Source organism: Lentibacillus daqui, assembly GCF_027186265.1.
In the GTDB taxonomy this organism is placed as follows: Bacteria; Bacillota; Bacilli; order Bacillales; family Amphibacillaceae; genus Lentibacillus_C; species Lentibacillus_C daqui.
In genome coordinates, this window is record NZ_CP114176.1 from 736,655 (window position 1) to 747,279 (window position 10,625).

Here is a 10,625-nt window from a genome sequence, read left to right on the forward strand (position 1 = left end):
AATGAATAGTTCACTAAAATTGAACTAAGAAAGGTTTTGTAAACGATGGAGCTTCGTCACCTTATAACACTCAAGACAATTGCAGAAAGGGGAGGTTTTAAAAAGGCTGCCGAACACCTTGGCTATGCACAATCTTCTATTACAACCCATATCCGGGAATTGGAAGAGGAAGTTGGCAAACCTTTATTTGATAGACTGGGTAAAACAGTCGTTTTGACGCATTATGGGCAACGACTTCTTACATACGCCGTAAAGATCATTGAATTGCATGCTCAGGCACTAGACATGGATGAAGAACCGACAGGGGACCTTGCTATTGGTATATCTGAATCTCTTACGATTGGTCGTGTCCCCCCTATTCTTCTGGACTATAAAAGAGCTTACCCTAAAGTAAATCTTTCATTAAAATCTATCGAAAATTATAATGTCACGTCACATCTGCAAAATGGTGACGTTGATTTAGTGTTGGTATTAGAGAAGGATGATTGGTCTTTACCAGAGATATATTCTGAAAAGCTTAAAAGAGAAAAAATGATTTTGATCAGTCCGCCTGAAAAAGAAGACACTAACACAATACTTTATACGGAGCGGTCATGTAGTTATAAATCGGTGTTTGATGAATATTTAAGATATAAGCAGATGGATGTTAAAGCGAGTTTGGATTTTCAAAGTATTGAAGCGATAAAGCAGTGTGTAAGAAGTGGTTTAGGCATTTCAATGGTACCTTACTTTTCAGTGAAAGAAGAAATAGAAAACAATAAATTAAAGGGAGAAAAAATGGCACCAGAACATCCGTCTATATCCACATTTCTTGCATATCATAAAGATAAATGGATTTCTCCGGCCATTACGAGCATGATTTCTTTAATAAAAAACCATGCTAAAAATTGGGTGTAACGATGTCTGAAGAATAAGGGCTCCTCGTATTAGTCGATTATCTTGTCACTTTGTTTGCTGCGGGATTCTTTGGACGAAGGAGTTTGTAGTTGATGAGCGATTTGAATAACCGAAAAAGTACCCAAGGAAGCAAAGCCACTATCATTTTATAACACCGGAATACGATTATATTCGCGAACTTTATTAGACTTAATTACATATAAAGTTCGCTTTTTGTTGATAATATACCAATTTCATAGTAAACTTGAAAAATACTAGCGTATAATCTTGGGAATATGGCCCAGAGTTTCTACCGGATCACCGCAAATGATCTGACTACGCAGGTTGGAGGTTTTCTTGGATAACAACACGTTGTCTTTTATTAGTGTTGCTTTTTCTGGTTCATCCTCTTTCTTGCATAGACGACACTCTTGGTTCGAATCCTAATCAAGAGTGTTTTTTGTTTTTTTTATTTTTTTGAGGAGGAGAATCATGAAAAAATACTTCCATTTTGAGGAATTAGGAACCAATTATCGTACGGAATTCCTGGCAGGGTTAACTACCTTTTTGGCAATGGCCTATATTCTATTTGTGAACCCGGCAACACTGGCACTAGTTGGTGTTGATGAGCTTCCGGAAGGCGTTACCCGGATTGATCAGGGAGCAGTATTTACAGCAACCGCCATTTCTGGTGCGATTGGCTCTTTGCTTATGGGGGTTATTGCCAAATATCCGATTGCACTTGCACCAGGTATGGGCTTGAGTGCATTTTTTGCTTATACCGTTGTCCTTGGCTACGGAATTCCATGGCAAACCGCATTATCTGGCGTATTGGTATCGGGAATTATTTTTGTTTTATTAACGTTAACTGGTTTACGAGAAAAAATTATTAATGCTATCCCGGTAAATTTGAAATTGGCAGTTGGTGTTGGAATTGGATTTTTTATTGCCTTTATTGGCTTTCAAAATGCCGGGATTATTGTTGGTGACGCATCTACTCTGGTTGCGATCGGTGATTTAACCGCACCAAATGTATTACTTGCTATCTTCGGTATTGTTGCTTCGGTTGTCCTGCTCAGCCTTAATATTAAAGGTGGGATTTTTTACGGGATGATTCTGACAGCGATTGTTGGTATGATTACTGGTTTGATTGAAACACCTTCAGGACTTGGAGGAATCGTCGGCAGCGTACCAAGTGTCGCGCCAACATTTGGCCAGGCATTTATGCACTTGGGAGATCTTTTTAATACCGATATGCTTGTCGTCATCTTGACATTTTTATTTGTTTCCTTCTTTGATACTGCCGGAACATTGGTCGCCGTTGCTACACAAGCAGGTTTGATGAAGAATAATAAGTTGCCACGGGCTGGAAAAGCGTTATTTGCTGATGCGAGCGCTTCAGTTGCCGGGGCGGTAGTTGGGACATCAACCACTACATCATACATTGAATCTTCAGCGGGTGTTGCTGCAGGCGGGAGAACGGGCTTCACAGCGATTGTTACTGCGGGATTATTTCTGCTATCATTGTTTTTTTCACCTTTATTAAGTGTTATTACATCGGAAGTAACCGCCCCGGCATTAATTATTGTCGGTGTTCTTATGTCCTCATCATTAAAAGATATTGAATGGGATAAGTTTGAAGTTGCAGTACCGGCGTTTCTGACCATTGCTGCCATGCCTTTGACTTATAGTATTGCAACAGGTATCGCCATTGGCTTTATTTTCTACCCGATTACCATGCTGATGAAAGGCCGGATCAAGGAAGTTCACCCGATGATGTATTTATTGTTTGTGATTTTTGTGTTGTATTTTGTGTTTTTGAGTTAGATCGTGTAAAAGGCGGGATCATGATAGATGGTTTCGCTTTTTTGTTTGATGATACTATAATATTTATAATTGTACATGGAAGGTGATAGCATGTCTTTTAATATTTGGAAACGAAATGGAACAAAAAGTAGAACAGTTGAAACAAGACGAATAAAGACTGGTGTTACACGATGAACACCAGTCTTTTAAATACTTTCAACTAAATAAAACGCTGGCTCTTCACTTGTCTTGCTGTTCCCGCTTTCCCATACGGCAGGATATGATAGATTGCTAATAAAATGCTTCCAGTAAGCGCAAAGCCCCCGACCGTTGCGTAAAGTGTCCCACCACCATATGAATCGATCAATGCTCCGCCAATCAGCGAGCCGATAATACCTGATACCCCGAAAAAAAGGGAATAGAATACCAGATGACCCGTGGATTGTAATAGTTTGGGAATTAATCTGCTGATATATTGAAAGGCAGCCAGATAAAACGTGCCAAATGTGATCCCATGCAGAACTTGTAATGGGACCAGATAAACTGGATCGTTAACAGCAGCATAAATAAAGTAGCGTACACTGTATAACAGACCAGCGAACATGATAAATACTAAAGGATGAAACTTTCGGAACCAAAGCGGTGCCAGTGCAAATACTGCGGCTTCACTGGCGACGCCAAAGAACCAGGCCAAGCCGATGATTGTTTCATTCCCGCCAAGTTGTTCGATGTACAAGCCGATGAAACTGTCATTGGCCCGGTGAGAAATAGAAATAAACATGACAATAAACAGGAAAATAAAGAAGGGCTTATTTTGTAAAATTTGTTTAATATCTTTAAGCTGAATCGGATCTGCTTCCACTTTTACATCGGTTAACCTGAATGCAGCGATTAAGGCCATTGTACCGAAGAGAAGATATGGCCAGATCATATATGCCACACCGATTGATGTTAGGACTTTGCCAACAATTAAGGATGAAACCGCGAAACCGATGGAACCCCACATGCGGATGCTGCCAAAATTGACATGTAGTTCATCCGCCCGGCGCTGAGCCAGACTGTCGCCAAGTGCACCAATCGGCGTGGTAAAAAAATAAAATACAGCACCCATAAAGAGAATGGCGATCAATTCATTCATTTGGAAAAACAGCGAACTGCTGATTAATAGCCCAATAATACAGATGATCAGCGTCCATTTAACCGTTTTAAATTTGTCACTCATGTATCCCCAAAATGGTTGCGAAAAAATAGCTGCAAACGGTCCAACCGCAAGCACCCACCCGATTTGGGTACCATCCAATCCTTTGTATCTTAGATATATGGGCAAATAGCTCAAGATAATCGTATTGGTCGCATGAAAACAAAATAATAACATTTTCAACGGTGTTAGCGATTCATTTTTTGACATGCATACGCTCCTTTAGTGCATACGGATATCATATAATACTAACTGTTCAGAATTCAACTGGTGCCAGGTACCCGCGCAATTCTAAATTGCCCAAGTACCTGTCACTCAAGGTTTACTTCCAGTTCGCTGCAATAAATTCATCGCGGCCTGATTCTGCACGGTCTTTCTTGTATTCTTGTTCATTTTTTCGGTAAAAGTCCTGGTGATAATCTTCAGCGGGATAGAAAGTTGTTGCTGGTAAAATCTTGGTCACAATTGGCTTAGAAAATTTTCCGCTTGCTTCCAATTCCTGTTTGGAGACTTCAGCCATCTCTTTTTGTTCCATATCATGGTAAAAGATGGCGGTACGATACGAAGTCCCGCGATCTTGAAATTGGCCGCCGTCATCAGTTGGATCAATCTGTTGCCAATATATCTTTAAAATATCCCGATATGAAAACACAGCCGGATCATACGTAATCTCCACAGCTTCATAATGTCCGGTCGTGCCTGCTTTTACTTCTTCATAGGTTGGATCAACGGTATGGCCGCCAGTATATCCGGAAACAACCTGATGGATACCGTCCCATTGATCAAACGGTTTGACCATACACCAGAAACATCCACCAGCAAAGGTCGCTTTTTTCAGTTCATGATTCATGTTGATACCTCCAAAGATGGATTTACAAATGTTGATTATTTACAGTAAACTAATAGTGTGTTCAAAAAGGAGGATAAAAAGGACCGAGAAGTTCTAGGCGGCGTAGCTTTGAGCACCGGAGTGTACATGAGAGGTACATGAGGAGCGAAAAAGCAAGCCAACGAAGAAATTCGAAGCGTCATTTTTACCGGACTTTTTGAACAACATCTAATAGGAAGACTTCAGTAAACTATATCACAGGTTAGGGGGTTACGCACGATGAATGCACCTTTTGTATATAAATTATTAACAGGGAAAGTGAAAAAAATGGGTGATCCCCAAGCAAAAAAGCCAATGGATCGTGAATGGGAAAGTGCTATGTTTAAACAGCCCATACAGGAAAAAGTTTGGCTGGGAAAAACCAATTTAACCAATGATGAAGTGGCAGATACCAAAGCACATGGCGGACCAGAAAAAGCACTTTTCGCCTATCCAATTAAACACTATGCGTATTGGCGTAAAGATTTGGCTATTCCATCCATTGGTATCGGCTCGTTTGGTGAGAACCTTGCTGTAAAGCATATGGATGAGCAAACTGTATGTATTGGTGATACATATCAATTTGGCGATGCAATCATTCAAGTTTCCCAACCACGCCGCCCGTGCTGGAAGCCAGCCCGGCGCTTTCGTACGATTGATTTTGCACTAAGGATCCAAAATAGCGGGCTGACCGGGTGGTATTTCCGCGTGCTACAGGTTGGCTATGTTAGTGCGGAGACGGAGTTGGAATTAATCGAACGCCCATATCCGAACTGGACAATTGCCAGGTGTAATGAAGTGATGTACGTTCACAAAAATGACTTGGAACTTGCAAGGCAACTCGCCGAATGCCCATATTTAGCCAGCAATTGGAAACGTACACTCAACAAACGGCTGGCAGGGAAAGAGTCTGCGATGGAAAACCGCGTATACGGTCCAAATAAGCAGGATCATAGGCATTAGATCCCATGAAAATTGCACACTAATACCTGGCGGGTGGAAAAAGTGCAAAGTTGATCGAGTTCATGTGGAAGTTGATCGAACCGGGCACAAAGTTGATCGAGCCAAGCAGAAAGTTGATCGAAAGCGCATGAAAGTTGATCGACCCAGACGCAAAGTTGATCGAGAGCAAATGAAAGTTGATCACCTCTAGCCCATTGATTGACTTTCGCGTTTGCCAGGTCGAAACACTGAACAAACCGGTCGATACTCCAGTTTCCGATTGATGTCGTAGCTAACTGGACAACCCTAATTTAAAGTACAACCGCAAAACAATTGCCTCTTTTAAACTTCTATCCCCCATGGAACCACTCAATGGACAAAGGTCTGCTTCACACGCTGCGATTTTAAAAAGTAACCAATCCAAATCGCGGATGCAATGACGGACATCCATTCATTGTTTACAGGCCCTGCGCCAATAATAAAAAGGGTACTGAAAATGATACTAATACCATAGAGAACCATCATTAATTTTGGCAAAATCCGTTTTCGTTTCAGCCATGCGTAAATTATGATCAGATATAAAATGAGATATATCACATTGACTATGTACAAGAATGGATAGTTTGCAAGATTAACAGTTAGAATAATGGCAAGCGTATTTATGAAAGATAAAATGATTCCAATGGCAGGCAAGACAAGCCATCCAGCAACAATTGCATAGCCGGAATCAGTGTTAAATGTTTTTGTATTATTCAAATCCTGGTTTTTGGAATCCACATTTTCCCTCCTTCCACTACGAAGGCAGTATAGCATAAGATCCTGGCAAAAGATACTGAATCGTGCCTCCATGTCTCTCATCCGAACCGTACAAGCCCCACACATTATTTTCCCTATAGATGACACTCTCCCCCAAGTATTTTCGATTGTAGTTGTGAAAGGAGGGGAGAACATGGCGACCTTACGAAAATACGCATCGACTTTGCAGTTGGTATTGGACGATGGCATGGACGAGGAAACAGGGCAGCCGGTTTACAAATTAAAAAGCTTTAACAATGTGAAAACCGACGCAACAGCCGACCAAATGTATGCCACAGCCAATGCCTTTGCTGGACTGCAAGAACTTTCGCTTTTTGAGATCCAATGCAAAGACAGCTCAAAAATCCGTAACAATGAATAAGGACTAAATCTATGAGGAAGGAGGGGAGAATTTTGAAAAAACTGGAACTCAAATTTTTAAATCAGGATGGCAAAACAATCACATATAGTATGGAGAAGCCAATCGAACCGGTTGACCCGGATGCTGTCAAACAAGCAATGAATGCTATTTTGGAACAAAACGCTTTTACTACTTCCGGTGGCGAGCTGACAGCAATCAAAGGTGCACGAGTGGTTGATCACCAAGTAGAGGAAATCGCACTTGATTAACACACCGTATCCACTTAAACGTGAAACCCAAAAAACCAGTGGCTAGACAATTGTCCTGCCCTGGTTTTTTTACAACAATACGACTGGAGGTTTATGTGATGGAAACATGGATGTCGTTTTTAACGGATGTCGGCTTTCCGATTGTGGTAACCTTTTACCTGTTGAACCGCATTGAAGATAAGCTCAATATATTAATCGAATCCATACATGCATTGCCTGAGAAAATGAAATAATTAAGTGAAACTTCATTCAGTGGGTGCTTTCTCCCGCTGAATGTTCCCCTTCACGATTAAGATTTACTTAGCTTAAAGGCGGGGGTATCAGAACAGCCTATTCATACGTGACAACATGCTGTCACGGTGAGTGAAACTTGTATCACATGCACTAGTCGGGAGAGAATTGCATCAACCCGGGAGACAGCGCACGCATGCCGGGAGAGAGTCACATTAACTCGGGGGACGCCACTCGCCTGACAGTCTTTTTTAAATGTCTGATCCCACGATCACAAACTTTCTCCGTTCTAATTATCCAGTAACAGTCTTACGGGTACCCGGTGTTTACTGCTGGTTTCGGAAATCAAACGATGTAATTGAATCAGCACGATACCATCTTTATAATTGGCGCTGATTTTGTCTGAGCGAACCGGGAATGGCAGCTTAACAGTCCGTTCAAATGCCCCTTGCAAGATCTCTTCTTGAATGACGGTCCCACCACCCTTTTGAATATCAATGACCCCGTTTAATTCCAGTTCTGTATAATTTACATAAATATCCAGCTTGTTAATATCCGCCAGTCCAGGTATATTAACGATGCAGGTGACCTCATTTTCCGCTTGATACATATTGACTTGCGGTATAGTAGGTTTAATGACGTCTTCAAACTCGTTCCAAAAACTTTCTCCAAAAAAGCTATCCATGTTTTTTTTCCACTCCGACATTTGCTTAAATGGATCCATTATAATCACCCCTTTGGTTCACGTTGAAATCTGTAATAGGTTATGCCGGGCGATTTAATTGGGTGAACATAACGATTCGACACGAGGGACATTGGGTTAGCCCAGACACGCTTATTTTGTTGGAAAAACACGACCGGTGTTGATAATATTGGATATCATTGTATTTCATTCAGGATAAATTTGATGTATGCTGGGGAAAAAGAAAAATGAATGGGGGACTTTTATATGCTGGGCAATGCGTATGTCATGGTTGTCATTATTCTGGTTATTAATATTGTTTATGTCTCTTTTTCTACTATGCGAATGATTTTAACGCTGAAGGGGCGCAGATATTTGGCAGCCTTGGTAAGTATGGTTGAAATTGTTGTCTATGTGTTAGGCCTGGGACTTGTACTTGACAATTTAAACCATATTCAAAATATAATTGCATATGCAGTAGGTTTTGGTATCGGGGTAATTGTCGGTACCAAAATTGAGGAAAAGCTTGCCCTAGGATATATTACGGTTAATGTGATTTCTTCTAATCCAGATCTTGAATTTACCCGAAAATTGCGGGATAAAGGCTATGGCGTAACAAGCTGGTATGCGTATGGAATGGATGGGGACCGCTTGGCGATGCAAATCCTGACCCCAAGAAAATATGAATTGATGTTGTATGAGACGATCAAGTCGATTGATCCCAAGGCATTTATCATTTCCTATGAGCCGAAGCAGATTCATGGCGGGTTCTGGGTGAAACAAGTGCGAAAGGGTAGATTGGGCAAAAAAGGGAATGTGGCCACAAGCAAACCGGGAGCGCAATCACAGTTTCCTGGAACACATGTGGAGTATCCGGAATGACAGATTACTTGCATGCTATTTGAAGCAGGGGGGGAAGCTGAAGATTGCGGAATATGGGCGCTTACCTTTTAGCTTTATAAGAAACATCCAAAGAAGGTGAAAAAAGGTACGCCACCCCTCATACGAAGCCAATCTATTGTTAATTACATTGTAACATGCTTTGTTTAAAGTGGAGATTTAGATGTTGTGAGATTTTTATTATCGAGTAAGCTCTTGAATTACAATTTCGGCTTAATTAAGGTATTTAATGTAATATAATTAAATAAATCTGATTTATATCAAGGAGACGTATAGTTTTGATTGCAAAATGCATTAAATTCCACGAATTCGGTAGTCCTAAAGATGTGTTAAAAGTTGAAAATAAAATCATCCAACCACCAAAAGATAATGAAGTCCTTGTTCGAATGTTAGCCCGTCCTATAAATCCTTCTGACTTAATACCGATTAGGGGAGCTTATTCTCATCGAATTTCCTTGCCCAATATTCCTGGTTATGAAGGCGTTGGTATTGTGGAGGATACAGGCCCTTTAGTTTCACATAATCTTATTGGTAAACGCATTTTACCTTTGCGTGGGGAGGAAGGTACGTGGCAAGAATTTGTTAAGTCATCAGCAGAATTTACAGTATCTATACCTGACTCTATTGATGATTTTACGGCATCACAAATGTATATTAATCCTGTTACAGCTTGGGTGGTTTGTACGGAGGTTTTAAAATTAAGATCGGATGATGTTTTATTGGTTAATGCGTGCGGTTCTTCCATTGGACGTATTTTTGCTCAATTATCGAAGGTTTTAGGTTTCCGATTGATTGCAGTGACGAGAAATAATAAACATACAGAAGATTTACTTTATCTTGGTGCTTCTCATGTGATAGACACCTCTAAAGATTCGCTTTATGAAGCAGTTATGGAATTAACAAATGGAATGGGTGCAGATTCGGCTGTTGACTCTGTTGGAGGCTCGTCTGGAAACGACTTAGCTTTTTGTGTGCGCGCTCATGGTAAGTTTTTAACCATTGGTCTTTTATCAGGAATTCAAGTAAATTGGGCAGATATTGTAAATAAAGCAAAAGTAAATGCCAATATATTTCATCTGCGGAATTGGAACAAAAGTATCTCGATAAATAAATGGCAAAAAACTTTTAATCACTTGATAAAGCTAATAGTTGATAAAAAATTGCGATTGATGATGGCAGATTCTAATTATGACCTGTCCAATGTAAAAAAAGCTATTGATGTCGTTGAATCGAAAACAGCTAATGGGAAAGTATTTTTAACCGGTTAATGAGTTGAATTCTCCTTCAACAAAACAGTGCTGAATAAGCCGGCATTTTGTGGGGAAAATTAAATAAGGTATGACCCACTTTCAGGATAGCTGTGTTCCCGTCCCCAACCTTATTTGTATGTTAGAATAATTGAAAAATGATGGCCGATTTAGTTGTTGGAATGATTACAAATGGAAAAGTGAAGAAATACCGATTGTTCAACGGTTTGCACAGACAAAATTCGCGATAAACACGAACATTAAATTATTTCCGTTTTAAAATGTTCCGTTATTTTATTGACAGAACGTTCTCTATTCTGTTATGCTTAACCCAACAAATCAATACGGTACCTCATATATTTCCGAGGATATGGCTTGGAAGTTTCTACCCGGCACCGTAAATGCCGGACTATGAGGGAGGGTGAATCATTGTCACAGCAATGGTCTATT

12 protein-coding genes and 2 riboswitches are annotated in these 10,625 nt (G+C 40.4%); of the genes, 8 read left to right on the forward strand and 4 right to left on the reverse strand.

The genetic code is table 11. The features are described 5' to 3' along the window. Positions 1-45 precede the first annotated feature (45 nt). On the forward strand, positions 46-897 hold the full coding sequence (locus O2S85_RS03970) for a LysR family transcriptional regulator (RefSeq protein ID WP_269411418.1): 852 nt from the start codon (positions 46-48) through the stop codon (positions 895-897). Positions 898-1,134: 237 nt separating this feature from the next. Further along, a riboswitch (purine riboswitch) is annotated at positions 1,135-1,235 on the forward strand. 133 nt (positions 1,236-1,368) lie between these two features. Next, positions 1,369-2,703 (forward strand): NCS2 family permease, encoded by a 1,335-nt coding sequence (locus O2S85_RS03975; RefSeq protein WP_269411419.1) that lies wholly within the window; start codon positions 1,369-1,371, stop codon positions 2,701-2,703. Positions 2,704-2,902: 199 nt separating this feature from the next. Here O2S85_RS03975 and O2S85_RS03980 read toward each other — a convergent pair whose 3' ends face one another. Next, on the reverse strand, positions 2,903-4,090 hold the full coding sequence (locus O2S85_RS03980; protein ID WP_269411420.1) for an MFS transporter: 1,188 nt from the start codon (positions 4,088-4,090) through the stop codon (positions 2,903-2,905). Between the two features lie 112 nt (positions 4,091-4,202). Next, complete coding sequence (gene msrA, locus O2S85_RS03985) at positions 4,203-4,730, reverse strand: peptide-methionine (S)-S-oxide reductase MsrA (protein WP_269411421.1); 528 nt, start codon at positions 4,728-4,730, stop codon at positions 4,203-4,205. A 258-nt stretch (positions 4,731-4,988) separates the two neighbouring features. Between msrA and O2S85_RS03990 the strand changes: the two genes are divergently transcribed. Next, positions 4,989-5,711: an MOSC domain-containing protein gene (locus O2S85_RS03990; RefSeq protein WP_269411422.1), complete on the forward strand. Its 723-nt coding sequence runs from the start codon at positions 4,989-4,991 to the stop codon at positions 5,709-5,711. A 348-nt stretch (positions 5,712-6,059) separates the two neighbouring features. On the opposite strand, the gene O2S85_RS03995 is transcribed toward O2S85_RS03990, so the two are convergent. Then, positions 6,060-6,467 (reverse strand): DUF2569 family protein, encoded by a 408-nt coding sequence (locus tag O2S85_RS03995; RefSeq protein WP_269411423.1) that lies wholly within the window; start codon positions 6,465-6,467, stop codon positions 6,060-6,062. A 172-nt stretch (positions 6,468-6,639) separates the two neighbouring features. Between O2S85_RS03995 and O2S85_RS04000 the strand changes: the two genes are divergently transcribed. The 3 genes from O2S85_RS04000 (at position 6,640) to O2S85_RS04010 (ending at position 7,348) form a co-directional block, all read left to right on the forward strand. Further along, complete coding sequence (locus tag O2S85_RS04000) at positions 6,640-6,867, forward strand: DUF1659 domain-containing protein (RefSeq protein ID WP_269411424.1); 228 nt, start codon at positions 6,640-6,642, stop codon at positions 6,865-6,867. Positions 6,868-6,899: 32 nt separating this feature from the next. Then, entirely contained in the window at positions 6,900-7,115 is a 216-nt protein-coding gene (locus tag O2S85_RS04005) for a DUF2922 domain-containing protein (protein ID WP_269411425.1), read from the forward strand. Between the two features lie 98 nt (positions 7,116-7,213). After that, the gene (locus O2S85_RS04010) at positions 7,214-7,348 is read left to right on the forward strand and encodes a YvrJ family protein (RefSeq protein WP_269411426.1); all 135 of its coding nucleotides are present in this window, start codon (positions 7,214-7,216) and stop codon (positions 7,346-7,348) included. 287 nt (positions 7,349-7,635) lie between these two features. Here O2S85_RS04010 and O2S85_RS04015 read toward each other — a convergent pair whose 3' ends face one another. Further along, on the reverse strand, positions 7,636-8,070 hold the full coding sequence (locus O2S85_RS04015; protein WP_269411427.1) for an Hsp20/alpha crystallin family protein: 435 nt from the start codon (positions 8,068-8,070) through the stop codon (positions 7,636-7,638). A 225-nt stretch (positions 8,071-8,295) separates the two neighbouring features. Between O2S85_RS04015 and O2S85_RS04020 the strand changes: the two genes are divergently transcribed. Then, positions 8,296-8,910 (forward strand): DUF2179 domain-containing protein, encoded by a 615-nt coding sequence (locus tag O2S85_RS04020; RefSeq protein ID WP_269411428.1) that lies wholly within the window; start codon positions 8,296-8,298, stop codon positions 8,908-8,910. Between the two features lie 296 nt (positions 8,911-9,206). Further along, positions 9,207-10,196 (forward strand): zinc-dependent alcohol dehydrogenase family protein, encoded by a 990-nt coding sequence (locus O2S85_RS04025; RefSeq protein ID WP_269411429.1) that lies wholly within the window; start codon positions 9,207-9,209, stop codon positions 10,194-10,196. Positions 10,197-10,507: 311 nt separating this feature from the next. Continuing rightward, positions 10,508-10,607: riboswitch (purine riboswitch) on the forward strand. Positions 10,608-10,625 lie beyond the last annotated feature (18 nt).

Bases quoted from the DNA above. Each gene is read 5' to 3' on its own strand.
- O2S85_RS03970 (WP_269411418.1), top strand. From the start codon at position 46: ATGGAGCTTCGTCACCTTATAACACTCAAGACAATTGCAGAAAGGGGA.
- O2S85_RS03975 (WP_269411419.1), top strand. From the start codon at position 1,369: ATGAAAAAATACTTCCATTTTGAGGAATTAGGAACCAATTATCGTACG.
- O2S85_RS03980 (WP_269411420.1), bottom strand. From the start codon at position 4,090: ATGTCAAAAAATGAATCGCTAACACCGTTGAAAATGTTATTATTTTGT.
- msrA (WP_269411421.1), bottom strand. From the start codon at position 4,730: ATGAATCATGAACTGAAAAAAGCGACCTTTGCTGGTGGATGTTTCTGG.
- O2S85_RS03990 (WP_269411422.1), top strand. From the start codon at position 4,989: ATGAATGCACCTTTTGTATATAAATTATTAACAGGGAAAGTGAAAAAA.
- O2S85_RS04000 (WP_269411424.1), top strand. From the start codon at position 6,640: ATGGCGACCTTACGAAAATACGCATCGACTTTGCAGTTGGTATTGGAC.
- O2S85_RS04010 (WP_269411426.1), top strand. From the start codon at position 7,214: ATGGAAACATGGATGTCGTTTTTAACGGATGTCGGCTTTCCGATTGTG.
- O2S85_RS04015 (WP_269411427.1), bottom strand. From the start codon at position 8,070: ATGGATCCATTTAAGCAAATGTCGGAGTGGAAAAAAAACATGGATAGC.
- O2S85_RS04020 (WP_269411428.1), top strand. From the start codon at position 8,296: ATGCTGGGCAATGCGTATGTCATGGTTGTCATTATTCTGGTTATTAAT.